At 37.3% G+C, this 18,017-nt stretch carries 18 protein-coding genes; 8 read left to right on the top strand and 10 right to left on the bottom strand.

All coding sequences use genetic code 11. The annotated features are described in order from the left end of the window. Window positions 1–533: 533 nt before the first annotated feature. Window positions 534–1,853 (bottom strand): hypothetical protein, encoded by a 1,320-nt coding sequence (locus FEE95_RS20650; protein ID WP_138659922.1) that lies wholly within the window; start codon window positions 1,851–1,853, stop codon window positions 534–536. 175 nt (window positions 1,854–2,028) lie between these two features. On the opposite strand from FEE95_RS20650, the gene thrS reads away from it, so the two are divergent. From thrS to rplT, 4 genes are all read left to right on the top strand, one after another. Beyond that, window positions 2,029–3,969: a threonine--tRNA ligase gene (gene thrS / locus FEE95_RS20645; protein ID WP_138659921.1), complete on the top strand. Its 1,941-nt coding sequence runs from the start codon at window positions 2,029–2,031 to the stop codon at window positions 3,967–3,969. Between the two features lie 31 nt (window positions 3,970–4,000). After that, on the top strand, window positions 4,001–4,558 hold the full coding sequence (infC, locus tag FEE95_RS20640; protein WP_138659920.1) for a translation initiation factor IF-3: 558 nt from the start codon (window positions 4,001–4,003) through the stop codon (window positions 4,556–4,558). 147 nt (window positions 4,559–4,705) lie between these two features. Further along, window positions 4,706–4,903 (top strand): 50S ribosomal protein L35, encoded by a 198-nt coding sequence (rpmI, locus tag FEE95_RS20635; RefSeq protein ID WP_027064530.1) that lies wholly within the window; start codon window positions 4,706–4,708, stop codon window positions 4,901–4,903. 94 nt (window positions 4,904–4,997) lie between these two features. After that, a complete protein-coding gene (rplT, locus tag FEE95_RS20630) occupies window positions 4,998–5,342 on the top strand; it encodes a 50S ribosomal protein L20 (RefSeq protein ID WP_138659919.1) in 345 nt (114 codons plus the stop codon). A gap of 68 nt (window positions 5,343–5,410) precedes the next feature. Here rplT and FEE95_RS20625 read toward each other — a convergent pair whose 3' ends face one another. Both FEE95_RS20625 and FEE95_RS20620 read right to left on the bottom strand, forming a co-directional pair. Next, window positions 5,411–5,683 carry an EF-hand domain-containing protein gene (locus FEE95_RS20625; RefSeq protein ID WP_138659918.1) on the bottom strand — a complete coding sequence of 91 codons (273 nt, stop codon included), beginning with the start codon at window positions 5,681–5,683 and terminating at the stop codon, window positions 5,411–5,413. A gap of 45 nt (window positions 5,684–5,728) precedes the next feature. After that, window positions 5,729–6,151: a secondary thiamine-phosphate synthase enzyme YjbQ gene (locus FEE95_RS20620; RefSeq protein WP_138659917.1), complete on the bottom strand. Its 423-nt coding sequence runs from the start codon at window positions 6,149–6,151 to the stop codon at window positions 5,729–5,731. A 90-nt stretch (window positions 6,152–6,241) separates the two neighbouring features. Here FEE95_RS20620 and FEE95_RS20615 point away from each other — a divergent pair, with 90 nt between their 5' ends. Beyond that, a complete protein-coding gene (locus tag FEE95_RS20615; protein ID WP_138659916.1) occupies window positions 6,242–7,039 on the top strand; it encodes an HAD family hydrolase in 798 nt (265 codons plus the stop codon). On the opposite strand, the gene FEE95_RS20610 is transcribed toward FEE95_RS20615, so the two are convergent. The 6 genes from FEE95_RS20610 to tgt form a co-directional block, all read right to left on the bottom strand. Beyond that, window positions 7,040–8,302 (bottom strand): asparagine synthetase B, encoded by a 1,263-nt coding sequence (locus FEE95_RS20610; protein WP_171037101.1) that lies wholly within the window; start codon window positions 8,300–8,302, stop codon window positions 7,040–7,042. 75 nt (window positions 8,303–8,377) lie between these two features. Beyond that, window positions 8,378–9,925: a replicative DNA helicase gene (dnaB, locus tag FEE95_RS20605; protein WP_138659915.1), complete on the bottom strand. Its 1,548-nt coding sequence runs from the start codon at window positions 9,923–9,925 to the stop codon at window positions 8,378–8,380. Between the two features lie 167 nt (window positions 9,926–10,092). Beyond that, entirely contained in the window at window positions 10,093–11,046 is a 954-nt protein-coding gene (locus tag FEE95_RS20600) for an acetyl-CoA carboxylase carboxyltransferase subunit alpha (protein ID WP_138659914.1), read from the bottom strand. 54 nt (window positions 11,047–11,100) lie between these two features. Then, the gene (locus FEE95_RS20595; protein ID WP_138659913.1) at window positions 11,101–12,000 is read right to left on the bottom strand and encodes a DMT family transporter; all 900 of its coding nucleotides are present in this window, start codon (window positions 11,998–12,000) and stop codon (window positions 11,101–11,103) included. A gap of 13 nt (window positions 12,001–12,013) precedes the next feature. Continuing rightward, the gene (locus FEE95_RS20590) at window positions 12,014–13,093 is read right to left on the bottom strand and encodes an LptF/LptG family permease (protein WP_138659912.1); all 1,080 of its coding nucleotides are present in this window, start codon (window positions 13,091–13,093) and stop codon (window positions 12,014–12,016) included. A 1-nt stretch (window position 13,094) separates the two neighbouring features. Beyond that, the gene (gene tgt, locus FEE95_RS20585; protein ID WP_138659911.1) at window positions 13,095–14,225 is read right to left on the bottom strand and encodes a tRNA guanosine(34) transglycosylase Tgt; all 1,131 of its coding nucleotides are present in this window, start codon (window positions 14,223–14,225) and stop codon (window positions 13,095–13,097) included. 181 nt (window positions 14,226–14,406) lie between these two features. Between tgt and FEE95_RS20580 the strand changes: the two genes are divergently transcribed. The 3 genes from FEE95_RS20580 (at window position 14,407) to FEE95_RS20570 (ending at window position 16,924) form a co-directional block, all read left to right on the top strand. Continuing rightward, window positions 14,407–15,252: a transketolase gene (locus tag FEE95_RS20580; protein WP_138659910.1), complete on the top strand. Its 846-nt coding sequence runs from the start codon at window positions 14,407–14,409 to the stop codon at window positions 15,250–15,252. Between the two features lie 67 nt (window positions 15,253–15,319). Then, window positions 15,320–16,273: a transketolase family protein gene (locus FEE95_RS20575; RefSeq protein WP_138659909.1), complete on the top strand. Its 954-nt coding sequence runs from the start codon at window positions 15,320–15,322 to the stop codon at window positions 16,271–16,273. Between the two features lie 57 nt (window positions 16,274–16,330). Beyond that, window positions 16,331–16,924: a porin family protein gene (locus tag FEE95_RS20570; RefSeq protein WP_138659908.1), complete on the top strand. Its 594-nt coding sequence runs from the start codon at window positions 16,331–16,333 to the stop codon at window positions 16,922–16,924. 70 nt (window positions 16,925–16,994) lie between these two features. Here FEE95_RS20570 and FEE95_RS20565 read toward each other — a convergent pair whose 3' ends face one another. Further along, complete coding sequence (locus tag FEE95_RS20565) at window positions 16,995–17,954, bottom strand: FKBP-type peptidyl-prolyl cis-trans isomerase (RefSeq protein ID WP_138659907.1); 960 nt, start codon at window positions 17,952–17,954, stop codon at window positions 16,995–16,997. Window positions 17,955–18,017 lie beyond the last annotated feature (63 nt).

The raw sequence follows: 18,017 nt of genomic DNA, 5'->3' as shown, positions 1-18,017 counted from the left end.
TCTCGATCTAATTCTTATATGTTCGGAATTTCTTCCAACCATATATATGATTCTTACTTTACATCACACCCTTATAAGGATGTGTGCGCTGTCTCTACAATCTGTCAATGAACTTCAAATAAAAAACTACTCCTAAAACTTGCAGTTTCGTCACCCAGATTTCTCTAAGCGGCTGCAAATATATAACTGTTTTTTTAACCCGCAATCTTTTAATTGAAAAAAAGATTCTTTTTTTCAGAAGGCGATAAAAACAACATTTAATCTTTAAGAACGTAACCTCTTTAAATACCACTAAACCATATTTGTTTAACGGCCTGCAAATGTAAGATGCTTTTTTAATTCACCAAGCGAAATACAGCAATTTTTTTAACTTTTTTTCACCCTATTTCACAAAATACTAACTATGAGATTTTTACATCTTAGCCTTAACTAAAAAAGGATAATAAATTTAAAGGAAAATCTTTAAGAGCACAAGAAATGTCGCCAAAAATAGATAAGCTTAAAACATTATATGGAAAAAGTAGTTTATTTTCCTAATCTGGATAATACCAAAAAGGTATTTGAACTATTTTTCTGAAATAAACACTATCTGCCAAATGTGTCTTTCTAGCAACTTCCAAAAGATGTCTTCCCCTTGCCATATCTTTCATATCTAAAAAAGTTTCGTATCCTTTCTGATTTTTCTTGTTTTCTGTCAACACCAATTCTGTTGGAAAGCTTATAGAATCTATTCTAATCCGATACATTTGCTGCAAAGCTTCTAAATAATCTTTCAACGGTTTTTTTGAGCTACGCCAATCGCTATTAGAACCAAACTTAATTGGGCTTTCAAATCCTCTCATATCTTCATTTGGTTTAAGCTCTTCATAGAAATAAAAAACATCATCTTCAACTGCACTGCCGTACATAATGAATACCTGAAGAAAGGGGTCGGTTATGACCTTTGAAGGAATAGAAGCCAAATTAACGTAATCCATTTCATCCTCAATAAATTCCTCATAATTCTTAACGTTCGCAACCTCAGCCGTGGACCTCGAACCGAAATCCAAATAATTTGAAGTTCTGAAACTCATTCCGGCCAATATAGAAATTCCTATATATAATGGAACCATTATAAGGCTCAAACGCTTCCCAAACTTCGTATCCAATAGATTGTATACCATAGGACGATATAAAAAGGATAAAGTCAAATATTTAAATAACCAATAAATGGGGTAGTAGAAGAAAGTGGTCCATTTTTTTCTCTTCAACCATCCTTGAGAAATAAAATCAATAAACGTCAACAATGAACCCAACACTATTAGAATAATCAAAGGCACACCAATCCATGCTTTATAATTGGAGACCTCTGGTTCACCGACCCAACTTTCCAAAGAAGACATTAGAAAAATAATCAATAATACACCGAGCATATAGAAGATCAAAAGAAAAGTAATTGAAAAAATAACACTGCAATACTTTTCAAGTTTGGCAACATAGTCATCAAAAGAGCCAACTCTTTTTTTTAGATGGTTCAAAAATTTAATATTGTAATTAAGTGCGTCGTAGTCAATTTCTCCCGAAACATAACGAAGCCCAATGGCACCTATCCATAAACCTCTTAAAACTACATGAGCGAGAAGATTAACTGTCAAAATAAACCATGACACATATAATCCTGCCCAGAATAGGCCCGAATACATGTTGTCATCAATTTGTGCTTTTAAGATAGATACCCGAATTGGGTCAATAACCATAAATAAACCATAAATGGCAAACCCAGAGATTATTAATTCAAGCTGCCAGCTTTCTTGTTGCAGAATATCGAGCCATTTTTTAAATTTTTCGTTTTGCTGATTCTTATTATTGTTCATTGATTCTTGGTTGATTAGTTTTTATTAAAGGCGCCAACTAAATTAGTCAAATTGAGCTTTTAGTTGTCTCAAACTAAAGGGGATTTGATAAAAAACAGAATTGACAATCTCCATATCCCTATTGTCTGCGACATAACAAGGTGCTATCTTTGCGCACTTATTATAAGGATATATCATGATTAAGATTACTTTACCTGACGGGACTATAAAGGAATATAGTAAAGGAAGTACTGCAATGGATGTGGCACTAAGCATTAGCGAAGGTTTGGCACGGAACGTTATCTCAGCAAAATTTAACGATGCTATTGTTGAAACAGTGACTCCTTTGAATGAAGATGGCTCTTTGGTTTTGTATACATGGAAAAATCCTGAGGGAAAGAAAGCTTTTTGGCATTCTACTTCTCACATTGTTGCTCAGGCACTAGAGGAATTATACCCTGGAATTAAACTTACCATAGGCCCCGCCATCGATAATGGATTCTATTATGATGTCGACCTGCCAGAAGGAAGTATTTCTGATAAAGACTTTCCGACAATAGAAAAAAAGGCTTTGGAAATTGCTCGAGGAAAACATACCTTCTCAATGCGAGCGGTTTCAAAAGCTGATGCATTAGCGAAATACAATTCTGAGGGTAATGAATATAAGGTAGAACTCATAGAAAATTTAGAGGATGGTACAATTACATTTTGCGACCATGACTCCTTTACAGACTTATGCAGAGGAGGTCATATTCCAAACACAGGAATCGTAAAAGCAATTAAGGTCTTAAGCGTAGCAGGTGCCTATTGGAGAGGAGATGAAAATAAACCGCAGCTCACACGTGTTTATGGAATTTCATTTCCGAAGCAGAAAGAGCTCACCGAATACCTTGAACTCTTAGAGGAAGCCAAAAAACGTGATCATCGAAAATTAGGTAAGGAACTGGAACTATTCACCTTTTCCCAAAAAGTTGGACAAGGCCTTCCATTATGGTTACCGAAAGGTGCAGCTTTAAGAGAGCGTTTGGAGCAATTTTTAAAGAAAGCTCAGAAAAAAGCTGGTTATGAAATGGTAGTTAGCCCGCATATAGGCCAGAAAGAACTTTACGTAACTTCAGGACATTATGCAAAATACGGAGAAGATAGTTTTCAACCTATAAACACACCAAAAGATGGTGAAGAGTTCTTGTTAAAACCAATGAACTGTCCTCACCACTGTGAGATTTTCAATCATAAACCTTTTAGCTATAAAGACTTGCCGAAAAGATATGCTGAATTTGGCACCGTATATCGTTATGAACAGAGTGGTGAACTACATGGCCTTACAAGGGTTAGAGGGTTCACCCAAGATGACGCCCATATTTTTTGTACTCCTGACCAAGTAGACCAGGAATTCATGAATGTAATTGACCTATCTCTTTATGTTTTAGGTTCCTTAGGATTTGAAAATTTCACGGCTCAAGTATCTGTTAGAGACCCAAAAAAACCTGAAAAATATATAGGCACGGTTGAGAATTGGCAGAAAGCTGAAAATGCGATTATCAATGCTGCAAAGGAAAAAGGACTTGATTATATAATTGAGGAGGGCGAAGCAGCATTTTACGGACCAAAACTTGATTTTATGGTAAAAGACGCACTTGGAAGACAATGGCAATTAGGCACCATACAGGTTGACTACACCCTTCCCGAGCGTTTTGACCTGACCTATAAAGGAAGTGATAACCAGCAACATAGACCTATCATGATTCATCGCGCGCCTTTTGGAAGCATGGAACGTTTTATAGCCTTATTACTTGAACATACTGGTGGTAATTTCCCTTTATGGTTGATTCCAGATCAGGCTATTGTTTTACCTGTGAGTGAGAAAAACGAAAAATATGCTGAAAAAGTTTTAAAATCCCTAGAAAATAACGAAATTCGCGCGCTTCTTGACAACAGAAATGAAACTGTTGGAAAGAAAATACGTGAGGCAGAAATGAATAAAATTCCATTTATGCTGATTGTTGGGGAAAACGACGAAGCGGCTAACACCATTTCTGTCCGACGACACGGAGGAGAAGACTTAGGAGCAATATCAGTTGATGACCTTGCTGACTTGGTCGATACAGAAATAAATAGTACCTTAAAGTCGTTTTAAAAAAATTAAGTTTAACTAAAAATAATAAGTCATAGCAATACGAAAAAGATTTAGGCCCCAACCTAGAAGGGAAAACAAAAACCCACACAAAATCAATGCAAGAATTATCTCCCCAGAAGTTCGCTTGGTTGGTGATAATGTAGAAGTAGGAGTCTATCCATTGGCGGAAGCCATGGCGAAGTCAGAAGAACTTGGGTTAGATTTGGTCGAAATATCACCAAAGGCAGATCCTCCAGTTTGTAAGATAATCGATTATAAGAAATTCCTTTACGAGCAAAAGAAGCGGGAAAAGGTAATGAAAGCCAAAGCCTCTAAGGTTGTGGTTAAAGAAATCAGGTTTGGCCCTAATACGGATGACCACGATTACGAGTTTAAAAAGAAACATGCTGAGAAGTTTTTAAAGGATGGAGCCAAATTAAAGGCATACGTTTTTTTTAAAGGTCGCTCAATAGTTTATAAAGATCAGGGAGAAATATTATTACTCCGTTTAGCATCTGAGTTAGAAGAATTAGGAAAGGTAGAGCAGATGCCAAGATTAGAAGGAAAGCGTATGACTATGTTCATCGCTCCGAAAACAAAAGGAAAGTAACGAACCTAGTTCGTTTTCAATACTATTACAGGACGCTGCTTACTTAATTGATAAGCGGCGTTTAGTATGAAAGAAACTGAATATTGGTTTAGTTAGATACTGAAACAAGTTCAGCATATAGTGAGATAATTAAATACATTAGGAAAAATGCCTAAACAGAAAACAAAATCCAGCGCTAAAAAGCGGTTCAAGCTTACGGGAACTGGTAAAATCAAAAGAAAGCACGCTTTCAAAAGTCACATCTTGACAAAGAAATCAAAAAAGCGTAAGCTTAAGTTAACACATGACGGTTTGGTTCACCAAGCTGATGTTAACAGTATTAAAGAACAATTACGTTTAAAGTAATTATTCGCAAACGGTAAATTATTAACCATGGAGTTAGGCTAAAAAAGTTCCTGAAACGATTTGAGGACGCCTACTACAAAAAACAATTAAAGAAATGCCAAGATCAGTAAATGCAGTCGCTTCAAGAGCCAGAAGAAAAAAGGTTATGAAGCAAGCCAAAGGTTACTTCGGAAGACGTAAAAATGTCTGGACAGTAGCTAAAAACGCGGTCGAAAAAGCAATGTTATATGCTTATAGAGATCGTAGAAACAAGAAAAGAAACTTCCGAGCTTTATGGATTACCCGTATTAATGCAGGTGCCCGTATGCATGGAATGTCCTACTCACAATTTATGGGAAAGGTAAAAGCAAATAACATCGAATTAAACCGTAAGGTTTTAGCCGATTTAGCCATGAATCACCCAGATGCTTTTAAAGCCTTAGTAGATAAAGTAAAATAGATTTTAAATATATCTCACTTAAAAAAATCCGATTCTAACGAATCGGATTTTTTATTTATATAAAGCTTCTAAGCTGTTTTGATTTTGTCTACAGCTGCTTTAAACTCTTGCCAATCAATTTCTTCATCATCACTTTTATCATAACCTTCAATAAGCTTAGAACCGACTAGACCTCTTATAAATCCATTAATTTCAGCTTGCTTTAAGAGTTTTACTATCTCACTTTTTTTCAGCTTTCCGCTACTATCCGCATCAAAAAAACTGAATGCTTCCTCTGGAGTTTCAAAATGATTGGTAATTAAAATTTGAATTTTGTTTAGGATGGACTCTTCTGTGGTCATGTGTTTTGTATTATGGTTTGTACATTACAAGTTATTAAGAATACATCATATTCCGAAAGCAGAGATTACCAAATTCCTACCAGAGGCCTTATCGCGATGTTCGCAGAGGTAAATTCCTTGCCAAATACCTAGATTCAGCTTACCATCCGTTATTGGGATTTGCACTGAAGCACCCATCAATGAAGCTTTGATATGCGCGGGCATGTCATCAGGACCTTCATATGTATGTACGTAATAAGGTGCATCTTCAGGAACCATAATATTCATATGACTTTCGAAATCTACGCGAACGGTTAGGTCGGCATTTTCATTGATAGTCAAACTGGCAGAAGTATGTTTTATAAACACTTGAAGCATTCCTGATTGGATATGCTTTATTTCAGGAATACTATTCAGAACGGTGTCAGAAATAAGATGGAAGCCTCTTTTATAAGATCTTAGCCTAATTTGTTTTTGATAATGTTGCATGGAATGTGATGTATAAAATAAATGTAAAACTTTATCCAACCACACCATAATTAATATTATAAGAAATACCTTTATCCCTTATTCTTAAGTATGGATTTATCTCAAGTAAAAATGGTAGTGTCTGACATGGATGGTACCTTGTTAAACTCCAAACACGAAGTTAGTAACCGTTTTTTTGAATTGTTTGAAGAACTACAAAAACGGAATATTCTTTTTGTTGCAGCCAGCGGAAGGCAATATGCCAGCATTGTACATAAACTAGAACCAATTAAAAATGATATTCTGGTAATAGCCGAAAATGGTGCACTCGTTAAGGAAAAAGAAAAAGAGCTTTTAGTCACCCCTATTCAGAATAGCCTTAAAAGTTCTTTGCTCTCCAAAATTGATAAGATTGATGGTGCTCATGCTATGCTATGCGGTAAGTACAATGCCTATTTTGATGGTAAATCCGTACCCTTTCTTGAACAGTTAAAGGAATACTATGCTAGTTACGAAATCCATGAAGACTTTAGCACGGTAACTGACGAAATCATAAAGATTGCGGTGTATCACAATATTAGTGCTGAAAATCACATCTATCCTGCAATGAAGGACTTGGAAGACCAAATCAAAGTAAAAGTTTCCGGACTAAATTGGGTTGATTTAAATCATACTGATGCCAATAAGGGATTTGCACTTGAGAAACTGCAAAATGAATTTGGGATAAGCTCTAACGAAACTATGGTATTTGGAGACTATAATAATGATTTGGAAATGCTTGGGAAAGCGAAATATAGTTTCGCCATGGAAAATGCTCACCAAAATGTTCTGAAAGTTGCAAATTTTAAGACTAGTAGTAATAATGATTTTGGTGTAGAGCGAATTTTGGAGAAACTTTTAAAAAGCTAATTAAGTCTTTTGCTTCTTCTTCTGGGCTGCAGGAAACAACACGTTGTTTAAGATAAGGCGATAACCCGGTGAAGTTGGGTGCAATTCCAATTCCGTTTTTGGGTCCCCTACCCTATGCTGGTAGTCTTCTGGATCGTGACCTCCGTAGAATGTGAAAAAGCCTTTTCCTTGTATGCCATGTATATAACGTGCTTCTTCGTTCCGCTTATTCTCCCCTAATATTAAAACGTTTGATTTTATTTCTTTACGCTCAAAAGAAGTGGTCTGCCCCATAAAACCTTTTACCAAAGCCGTATGATTTTGACAAAGCATGGTAGGCACTGGATCCCATTTAGCTGAGAAATCCATTAGTGAAAAATAATCAGATTCTTTAGGAACTCTTCTTTTTGAGGTCATATCAATAGTCGAGAACTCATATTTCAAAGGATTCCTTTCCAAGGTAAAATCTTTAAAAGCAAAAGTTTTATTGAAATTCAATTTGCTTTGATAATTGGCGTCAGAAGGATCGCCGTCGAACATTGGTTCACAGATATCTACTCCATCGGAAGCAGACAAAGCAATATCAAAACTATCCGTTGCTGAGCACATTGCAAACATAAATCCTCCGCCTATAACGTATTTTCGAATCTTTAGTGCTACAGCCCTTTTTTCTTCCGAAACTTTTGAAAACCCTAATTTGGTAGCCAAAGCCTCTGCCTCTTGTTTTTGCTGTATGTACCATGGTGTAGCTCTGTAAGCACCATAGAATTTACCATATTGTCCTGAAAAATCTTCATGGTGCAGGTGTAACCAATCGAACAATGCTAATTTATCATCTAAAACCTCTTCGTCATAAACGGTTTCATAAGGAATCTCAGCATAAGTAAGCACCATGGTTACCGCATCATCCCACGGCTGATTTCCTTTGGGAGAATATACCGCAACTTTTGGAGCTTTTTCTAAAACCACAGCTTCCTGGTTTTGAGAAGGACTACTTATAGATTCTAAAATTCCCTGCGTTTGTCCATCGGAAAGAATCTCAAAAGAAACCCCTCTAATCTGACATTCTTTTCGAATGCTTTCTCCATCAGGTAATAAAAAAGAACCACCACGGTAGTTCAATAACCATTGAACTTTTTGTTGTTTGGTCAAAACCCAATATGTGATTCCGTATGCTTTAAGGTGATTTTTTTGACCCTCAGCATCCATAGGTATAAGAATAGAGGAAGCCGAAATATGCAGAGAAAAGAGAAAAAAGAGAAAAGAGAAAAGACTGTTTCGCATAAACTAAGTATGTATCACTATCTCAAAGGTAAACGAAAAAAAGTGGCGAAGTATTTTGAAGGAAGTTAAAGATTCTTAAAATGGGACATCATTATCATCTTCTGGTAAACCGTCATTCATTGAACTACCGAAAGCTTCATCAGCACTTGGAAGCCCTTTTGTAATAAAAGGGTTATCATCACCATCATTCATTTTCGACTGAAATTCAAACGGAGAATCGAAATCGTCAAGATTATCGAATTTACCGAGGTTACCGATAAACTTTAAACGAATATTTTCTAATCCACCGTTACGGTGTTTCGCTACGATAAACTCAGCTTGACCTTGTGTTGGCGATCGTTCTTCATCATCCCATTCATCAATCTTATAGTATTCTGGCCTGAATATAAAGGAAACAATATCTGCATCTTGCTCAATCGCTCCAGATTCACGTAAATCGGAAAGTATGGGCCTTTTGCTACCCCCACGGGTTTCAACAGCACGGGATAACTGTGATAATGCTATTACAGGAACGTTTAATTCTTTTGCCAGCGCTTTCAAGTTTCTTGAAATCGTAGAAATCTCTTGTTCACGGTTACCCCCTTTTCCTGTTCCACCAGCAGTCATTAACTGCAGGTAATCAATAATAATCATTTTTATACCATGTTGAGAGGCTAACCGCCTTGCCTTAGCTCTCAAGTCAAATATGGATAAAGAAGGAGTGTCATCAATAAAAAGCGGTGCTTTTTCCAAGGTTTTCACCTTAACATTCAATTGCTCCCACTCATGCTTTTCTAACTTTCCGGTCCTTAATTTTTCAGATGAGAGGCCCGTTTCGGAAGAAATCAATCTGGTAATTAACTGTACGGATGACATCTCACAAGAAAAGAAGGCCACAGGAATATTTGAATTGACCGCCATATTTCTAGCCATGGTCAAAGTCAAAGCCGTTTTACCCATACCCGGTCTAGCCGCTACAATAATCAAATCACTTGGCTGCCAACCCGAAGTCAATTTGTCTAACTTGTCAAAACCTGAGGGTATTCCACTCATTCCCTCTTTTCCCGCAATTTCTTCAATGCGTTTTTTGGCCTGAATTACCAAATCCTGAGCGGTTTCTGCGGAACGTTTTAGGTTCCCTTGGGTAACGTCATATAATTTGGATTCCGCAGCATCTAGTAAATCAAAAACGTCAGTTCCTTCGTCATACGCCTCTTCAATAATTTCATTGGAAATTTTAATCAGACTACGTTGAATATATTTCTGAAGTATAATACGTGCGTGAAACTCAATATGTGCTGAAGAAGCCACTTTTTGAGTGAGTTTTATAAGGTAAAAATCACCACCAACTGCTTCTAAATGTCCATCCTTCTTTAATTGCGAAGAAACGGTTAATAAATCAACAGGTTCTGATGTTTCGAACAATTTAAAAATAGCCTCGTAAATAAAGCGGTGGGCATCTTTGTAGAAAACATCAGGATGTAAGATATCTATTACTTCATCAACTCCTTTTTTATCAATCATCATCGCACCCAACACAACCTCCTCTAAATCAACAGATTGAGGCGGTATTTTACCTCTTTCAAGATTGATTATGGTAGATTTGTCAATCTTACGACCAATAACCGGGTTTGTTTTCTCCATAGCGACGAAAGTATGCAATTAACCTTTAGTTAACACGGAACATGCCAAAGACGATATTCACAGGTGTTCAACAATTAGGTGTTTATAAGTTACAATTTTGTGTTGATAACAAAAAAAATCTGGAGAATTCATTCTCCAGATTTTCCTGAGCTTGTTAAAAGCAGTGGTTAACCGTCAAAAACACCCATTTCAGCATATTTATTCATACGCTGATTCACTAGTTCTTTTGGGGATAACTTTTCCAATTCTTTAAAATGGTTTGAAATTTTGTTCTTTACTGTCTCAAAAGTTTTGGGTCGATTGCTATGTGCTCCACCAGCAGGTTCGCGAACAATTTCATCAATTAATTTCAATTTTTTCATGTCATTCGCTGTAAGCTTTAAAGCTTCAGCTGCCTGCTCTTTATACTCCCAACTTCTCCACAAAATAGAAGAACATGATTCAGGAGAGATAACAGAATACCATGTATTTTCTAACATTAAAACACGATCTCCTACCCCGATTCCTAAAGCCCCACCAGAAGCTCCTTCACCAATAATCATTACAATGATTGGAACTTTCAAACGTGTCATTTCCAAAATATTCCTGGCAATAGCTTCTCCTTGTCCTCGTTCCTCTGCTTCAATACCTGGATAGGCACCAGGTGTATCAACCAAACAAACCACAGGAATTCCAAACTTCTCGGCTGACTTCATCAATCGCAATGCCTTACGATATCCTTCCGGGTTCGCCATACCAAAATTACGATACTGTCTTGTTTTAGTATTATATCCTTTTTGCTGACCTATGAACATATAACTTTGGTCCCCAATTTTACCCAAACCGCCAATCATGGCTTTGTCATCCTTTACATTTCTATCACCATGTAGTTCTAAAAAAGTATCTCCACAAATGGCGTTGATATAATCTAAAGTATAAGGTCTATTTGGATGTCTTGACAATTGAACACGTTGCCATGCGGTAAGGTTTTTGTAGATATCCTTGCGGGTTTCCGCCAGCTTCTTTTCTATCTGTTTACACGTTTCCGTGACATCAACATCGCTCTCTTTACCAATGATAGTACACTTATCAAGTTGTTCTTCAAGCTCTTTTATGGGGAGTTCAAAATCTAAATATTCCATTTTCGGTAGGTTTCGATTTTATTAGTCTGACATGCAAATATAAAATATAAAAGACTAACCAGGTGAGCTGTTTCGTTTTTTTAACCTGTCTTTATTTTTAAGGATTCCGTTAGCAATTACAGTTGTTATAATTATCAATGCTCCGACATAAAACATGGAATTCATACGTTCACTCTCTCCAAAAATAACAAATGCCAATAGGATGCCGTAAACTGGTTCCAAATTCACGGTTAAGACAACCGTATAGGGACTTATATATTTCATTACATGCACTCCAGCGATGAAAGCATAGGCCGTACAAAAAGAGGCTAGAACGAAAATAAATATCCAATCATTCTGAGATAGACGGAAAAATTCCAAGGTGAATTCACCTTTTATTCCTAAAAATATGGACAACAAAATCACGCCTATACCAAGCTCATAAAATGAAATCAAGGTCGATTTCTCTTTTTTCACCAGCTTTCCATTAATCAAAGTAAAAATCACACTCATAAAGGCCGACAAGAGTGCCAATAACATCCCTAGTGCGTACTGGGTCTCTACTTTAAAAATAAGTAAGAGGCCAAAAATCACAACTACACCGAATAAAAGCTCATACCAGATTATCTTCCTTCCGTACCATATAGGTTCTAGAATAGCGGTAAAAAATGCCCCAGTAGACATGGTTGCAAGAGCTATAGAAACATTTGAAACCTTTATGGCCATAAAGAAAGTTACCCAATGTAGCGCCAGGGCTGCGCCTGCAAGGGCAAGGGAAAACAGAGTTTTCCGAGACATCCTTATAGCATGTTTACGAACTATTATGAATATCAGAATCAAAAGGGAGGCTATTCCCATACGATACCAAACCAAGCGAAGTGCATCGATGGAAATAAGCTTTCCTAAAACTGCAGTAAAGCCCCAAATGAATACGATGAAATGAAGATGAAAATAGTGTTTAAGCTTTGTCTTCATAGGCTTTTGAAAACTATCGTTTGGCCTTTTGTAGGAGATAAAAAGCCAAAATACCGAAAAATAGGTTGGGTACGATTACGGCGGTCATAGGTTCAAGACCCGCTTGTTCGGCAAGTGTGCTAAAAATCCGATCAAAGAATATGAAAACGAAGGCGACAACAATTCCGAAAGCTAGATTCAAGCCCATTCCTCCCCTTCTTTTTATGGATGCCACTCCTACCGCAATTATGGTCAATATAAAAACACTTATAGGTAAGGCCCAGCGCTTATATTTTACTAGAATATAAGAATTGATATTCGAAGCTCCTTTTCTTCTCTGATCATCAATAAATTCATTCAGCTCTATGAGGTTTTTAGTTTCTGCGATATAAGAGACTGGAGTAAGGTCATCTATTTTAAAGGCGAAGAGCGTGTCTAACCTCCTTTTCGTTTCTATTATAGCCGTATCTCCTAAAACTTTACGCTTTCTATAAGAAGTCAGTCTGTATGTACTATCCTTCTCAATCCAACGTATACTTGGGGCAGAGATTTTAAAGTCAAGAATATTTCCTTCCTTAAAACGCTCAAAGGTGAAGTTGCTACCAACTTTCCTTCTTGGGTCAAAACTACTGACATATATAAAGTCAGTTTCGTTAAGTTGATTATAGATATTGGTGGTTTTTTGTTCTTCTTTTCCTTTCTTCAGATATTTGAATTTGAACTCATTAAATCCTGCACTAGCGGTAGGAACTACAAACATTCCCATCAACAACATAAAAACAGCAATGATTGAAGCCCCTATCATATAAGGTCTCAAGAATCTGTTGAAAGAGATTCCAGAACTCAACATGGCTACAATCTCTGTATTACTTGCCAATTTTGAGGTAAAGAAAATAACAGATAGAAATAAAAATATCGGAAATAAGAAATTACCGATATAGATACTAAAATGCCCTAAATACGCCAAAACCTCATTTAAGGGTGCCTCGTTATCTTGAATTTTACCAATCTGTTCTGCTAGGTGCGCCATAATCCCGATGGGAATAAAAAGCACCAGCATTACGATGAAAGTAAGCAAGTAACGCTTTAATATGTATCTATCTAAGATGGTCACTTTACAATCTTTTGTCCATTTGTTTTACCATCTTGTTTTTCCAATCTTGGAAGTCTCCGGCTAAAATATGCTTTCTCGCCTCACGAGTCAACCAAAGGTAGAAGCCCAAATTATGTATGGTTGCAATTTGTTTTCCTAGATATTCATTTGCGGCAAAAAGATGACGCAGATAGGCTTTCGAATATTCTCGATCTACAAAAGTATTTCCCATTTCATCAATAGCACTAAAATCATCTTCCCACTTCTTGTTTTTGATATTTATGGTCCCGTGTGCGGTAAAAAGCATTCCATTTCTAGCATTCCTTGTTGGCATTACGCAATCGAACATATCAATTCCTAGTGCTATATTTTCGAGAATATTAATTGGAGTACCAACTCCCATTAGGTAACGCGGTTTATCTTCTGGTAAAATCTCAGTAACTACCTCGGTCATCGCATACATTTCTTCTGCTGGTTCTCCAACAGATAAACCGCCTATTGCATTTCCTTCAGCACCAGCGTTTGCAATATATTCGGCAGATTGCTTTCGTAAATCTTTATAAGTTGAACCTTGAACTATGGGAAAAAAAGTTTGCGAATAGTCATATTCAAAAGGTGTTTTTTCCAAGTGGGCAATACAGCGATCTAACCAGCGGTGCGTCATATGCATCGACCGTTTTGCATAGTTATAATCACAAGGATAAGGCGTACACTCATCAAAGGCCATAATAATATCGGCTCCAATAACGCGCTGAATTTCCATCACATTTTCTGGGGTAAACCAATGTGTAGATCCATCAATATGCGATTTGAATTTCACTCCTTCTTCCTTGATTTTTCTATTCGCAGAAAGTGAATACACTTGATATCCACCACTGTCCGTAAGAATATTTCTATCCCAACCCATAAACTTGTGTAGGCCGCCAGCTTGTTTAAGAATATCAATTTTCGGTCGTAGGAATAGATGATAGGTATTACCTAAAATAATATCAGGGTTAATCTCTTCTTTTAGTTCTCTTTGATGTACTCCTTTTACCGAAGCAACAGTGCCTACGGGCATAAAAATCGGAGTTTCAATTACACCATGATCTGTGACCATTGTTGCAGCTCTTGCCCTACTTTCTGAGTCGGTATGTTCTAATGTAAACTTCATAGGCTTATAACAGCGGCAAAGATATACAACTAGGGCACATTATTCCTTAAGGAAAAAATAAAGTTAGTTAAGCTATTTCATCTCAACAAAAACCGTTACCGTTAATAAAATATCATAACTCCCACTTGTATTCCCAAAAGATTGCCACTACTTTTGGAGCCAACAAAATAGTTATTGATTTATGCCCAATATTAAGGAGTTACAAGACAACGTTATTCAAACTAGAAGAGACATTCTTAGAATGGTACATAAGGTAAATTCTGGTCACCCAGGTGGTTCCTTAGGGTGCACGGAATTTTTCGTTGCCCTATATCACGAAATCATGGAATTAAATGAAGGGTTCGATATGGATGGAATAAACGAAGATCTTTTCTTCCTTTCCAATGGACATATTTCCCCAGTTTTCTATAGCGTTCTGGCTCGCAAAGGATATTTTCCCGTGGATGAATTAAACACATTCCGTCTGATTGATTCTAGACTTCAGGGGCATCCCACCACCCACGAAGGGTTACCTGGAGTGCGTATAGCTTCTGGATCTTTAGGCCAGGGAATGTCAGTAGCAATTGGTGCTGCCCAAGCTAAAAAATTGAATGGGGATGCTAAATTAATTTATAGTCTTCACGGGGACGGTGAACTGCAAGAGGGACAAAACTGGGAAGCTATCATGTATGCCTCGGGAAAGAAAGTAGATAACCTTATTGCCACCATTGACTTAAACGGGAAGCAAATTGATGGTGCTACAGACGATGTACTTCCGATGGGAAATCTAAAAGCAAAATTTGAGGCATTTGATTGGGATGTTCTGGAAATCAAGGAAGGAAACAATTTAGAAGCGGTCATAAAAGGAATGCAGGAGGCCAAAAGCAGAACAGGAAAAGGAAAACCAGTTTGTGTTCTTTTGTATACTGAAATGGGTAATGGAATTGATTTTATGATGCATACGCATGCTTGGCATGGGAAAGCACCGAATGATGAGCAATTGGAAAATGCTTTAAGCCAGAATGCAGAAACATTAGGAGATTACTAGTCTCCACCAAATAAAGAAATTAGATTCAAAAAGATTCTCGCTTTTGTAGGAATGAAATTAAAAGACAATGACGAAATACGTAGATCAAGGTAAAAATGATACAAGAAGTGGTTATGGTGCAGGAATGACCGAATTGGGAAGAACCAACCCTAATGTAGTGGCACTTTGTGCCGATTTGGTAGGTTCTTTAAAAATTCAAACTTTTATTGATGAGAATCCCGAGCGCTTCTTTCAAGTAGGGATTGCCGAAGCCAATATGATGGGAATTGCAGCCGGATTAACCATCGGCGGAAAAATTCCATTTACGGGTACTTTCGCCAATTTTTCCACAGGAAGGGTCTACGATCAAATTCGACAGTCCATAGCCTATTCTGGTAAGAATGTAAAAATATGTGCTTCCCATGCGGGAATTACCCTTGGTGAGGATGGAGCTACACACCAAATTTTAGAAGACATCGGATTGATGAAAATGTTGCCGGGCATGGTAGTAATTAATCCTTGTGATTACAATCAAACAAAAGCCGCGACTATAGCCATTGCTGATTATGATGGTCCGGTTTATTTGCGCTTCGGAAGACCTAAGGTTGCAAACTTTACTCCGGTTGACCAAAAATTCGAAATTGGAAAAGCGCTAATGCTAAACGAAGGAACTGATGTGACCATTGTTGCTACAGGTCACCTAGTTTGGGAGGCCTTGACCGCTTGCGAAAATTTAGAGGCGCAAGGCATATCTGCGGAAGTCATAAACATTCATACCATCAAGCCTCTAGATTCGGAAGCCGTGTTAAAGTCTGTTAAAAAAACAGGATGCATCGTAACAGCTGAAGAACACAACTATTTGGGCGGCTTAGGGGAAAGCATTGCCGGAATGCTTGCTACTCGGTACCCTACCCCACAAGAATTTGTTGCTACACAAGATACGTTTGGAGAAAGTGGTACGCCCGCTCAACTGATGGAGAAATATGGACTCAACAATAAAGCCATTGAAAAGGCCGTTTTGAAGGTAATGACGAGAAAATAATCATGGTATCGTTTTTGATACTGTGATATGCATTAGAAACGAAACATTATTATGATTATGAAAAAAACACTTCTTCTAGCAGTTTTTGCTATGTTTAGTATGACTGCATTTGCTCAAAGTGATTCGGGATTTGGTATTAAAGGTGGTTTAAATTACAACGGTAATGGCAACTATTTTGAATCTGCCGGCGATGCCGCTCGTGAACCAGATAGAAATATTGGATACCACGCTGGAGTTTTCGGAAAAATCAAGTTAGGTCCAATCTACCTCCGTCCAGAATTGGTGTACTCCAAGACAAAATCAGATTATAACGGAGATTCTTTTGACATGAGTAAATTAGATTTACCCGCTTTAGTCGGAATAAAAGTAATCGGGCCTTTACATGTTTTTGCCGGGCCCGCTTTTCAATATATTTTGGATAGCGAATTTGACGGAATAAGCATCGATAATATTGAAAATGATTTTTCAGTTGGTGCTCATTTAGGCGCTGGTGTGAATTTGGGTAAATTGGGTATTGATTTACGTTATGAAAGAGGTCTTAGTAGTAATGAAGCGAAATTCATCAACACCAATATTCAAGATGCCTCTGTAGAAGGTCGTCTAGATACCAGACCAGACCAATTGATTTTAAGCCTTTCCCTTAAGTTATAGAAAGGAGATTTATAAATATAAAAGCCCAGAATCTATGATTCTGGGCTTTTATATTTACTCAAGTGATACTTTAGCTATCGCTATCTAAATGGTTAGGAACCCCATCACCATCGGTATCGGGAAATATAATCAGGCCGTTTGCATCTTTTTTAATCTCGCCATCAATCTTTATTTCATCAATAGTTGGGATACCATCTTCATCGTCGTCCGTATCATTGTGATTCGCTAGGAAAATTGTACTTGGTTCTGTATCAGCATCCGTATTGTCATTGTTTAAATCTCCGTCACCATCAATATCCTCCTGTATTGAAGGTATACCGTCACCGTCGAAATCAGTATCCTCCTCAAAATCTAATACATCTATCTTAAAAATAAGAGGCGCATATGCAGGGATTGCTGAACTAGGAGAAGCGCTAAAATATCCGAGGCCTGAGGGCATGAATATTGCACCAACACCATAATCTTCATAGCTTACCGTTCCATCTCCGTTTTCTACAGGTCCTGTTCCTGATTTTAACTTTACAACTCCATTTGCATATCCCTTAAGAAAACCTGGGAGATACTGATTTAGAGGTGAAGTTGAACCATCAAACAAAGAACCATCTAAAAGGGAACCTTCATATTGTAAAACAGTTCTATCTCCTAAAGTCGGGCTTTCCCCCACGCCTTCTCTAGCAATAAGATAATACAAAGTTTGGTCAACTTCCTCTCCATCGTCTCGTCCAAATTCCAAAGAAGTAACTCTGATGACCTGCGTCTGTACAAAATTGGTGAGCGGTAGTTTTTCCGGATTATCACTAATCAGTCCAAATTTTATTTTGAAATCAAAATCGGCAGGTGGGTTTTCAAACTCCTCATAATTATAAAAATGAGTTTCTAAAAACGCTTTAATATCTGCATCATTTTCAACAGCCGTCTCGATTAACGTTTGTGGAGGAACGACAATTCGGTCATCGCCATCATCATCATTTCTACAGGATATCCCTAGAACCATTGCTACAAAAACAACAATCAGTCTATTTATTTTCATGCATTCTTTATTAAGGTCGGCAAGATACAATTTTCCCCTATTTTTGTTGAAGACCTTAACAAA

Source organism: Maribacter algarum (ex Zhang et al. 2020) (assembly GCF_005885635.1).
Classification (GTDB): domain Bacteria; phylum Bacteroidota; class Bacteroidia; order Flavobacteriales; family Flavobacteriaceae; genus Maribacter_C; species Maribacter_C algarum.
This window is presented reverse-complemented; position numbering and strand designations above follow the sequence as displayed.

Coding starts and splice junctions, on each gene's coding strand:
- FEE95_RS20595 (WP_138659913.1), bottom strand. CDS start 12,000: ATGAAGACAAAGCTTAAACACTATTTTCATCTTCATTTCATCGTATTC.
- dnaB (WP_138659915.1), bottom strand. CDS start 9,925: ATGGAGAAAACAAACCCGGTTATTGGTCGTAAGATTGACAAATCTACC.
- FEE95_RS20565 (WP_138659907.1), bottom strand. CDS start 17,954: ATGAAAATAAATAGACTGATTGTTGTTTTTGTAGCAATGGTTCTAGGG.
- FEE95_RS20580 (WP_138659910.1), top strand. CDS start 14,407: ATGCCCAATATTAAGGAGTTACAAGACAACGTTATTCAAACTAGAAGA.
- FEE95_RS20625 (WP_138659918.1), bottom strand. CDS start 5,683: ATGACCACAGAAGAGTCCATCCTAAACAAAATTCAAATTTTAATTACC.
- FEE95_RS20575 (WP_138659909.1), top strand. CDS start 15,320: ATGACGAAATACGTAGATCAAGGTAAAAATGATACAAGAAGTGGTTAT.
- FEE95_RS20615 (WP_138659916.1), top strand. CDS start 6,242: ATGGATTTATCTCAAGTAAAAATGGTAGTGTCTGACATGGATGGTACC.
- rplT (WP_138659919.1), top strand. CDS start 4,998: ATGCCAAGATCAGTAAATGCAGTCGCTTCAAGAGCCAGAAGAAAAAAG.
- FEE95_RS20620 (WP_138659917.1), bottom strand. CDS start 6,151: ATGCAACATTATCAAAAACAAATTAGGCTAAGATCTTATAAAAGAGGC.
- FEE95_RS20570 (WP_138659908.1), top strand. CDS start 16,331: ATGAAAAAAACACTTCTTCTAGCAGTTTTTGCTATGTTTAGTATGACT.
- FEE95_RS20650 (WP_138659922.1), bottom strand. CDS start 1,853: ATGAACAATAATAAGAATCAGCAAAACGAAAAATTTAAAAAATGGCTC.
- thrS (WP_138659921.1), top strand. CDS start 2,029: ATGATTAAGATTACTTTACCTGACGGGACTATAAAGGAATATAGTAAA.
- rpmI (WP_027064530.1), top strand. CDS start 4,706: ATGCCTAAACAGAAAACAAAATCCAGCGCTAAAAAGCGGTTCAAGCTT.
- FEE95_RS20610 (WP_171037101.1), bottom strand. CDS start 8,302: ATGCGAAACAGTCTTTTCTCTTTTCTCTTTTTTCTCTTTTCTCTGCAT.
- FEE95_RS20600 (WP_138659914.1), bottom strand. CDS start 11,046: ATGGAATATTTAGATTTTGAACTCCCCATAAAAGAGCTTGAAGAACAA.
- tgt (WP_138659911.1), bottom strand. CDS start 14,225: ATGAAGTTTACATTAGAACATACCGACTCAGAAAGTAGGGCAAGAGCT.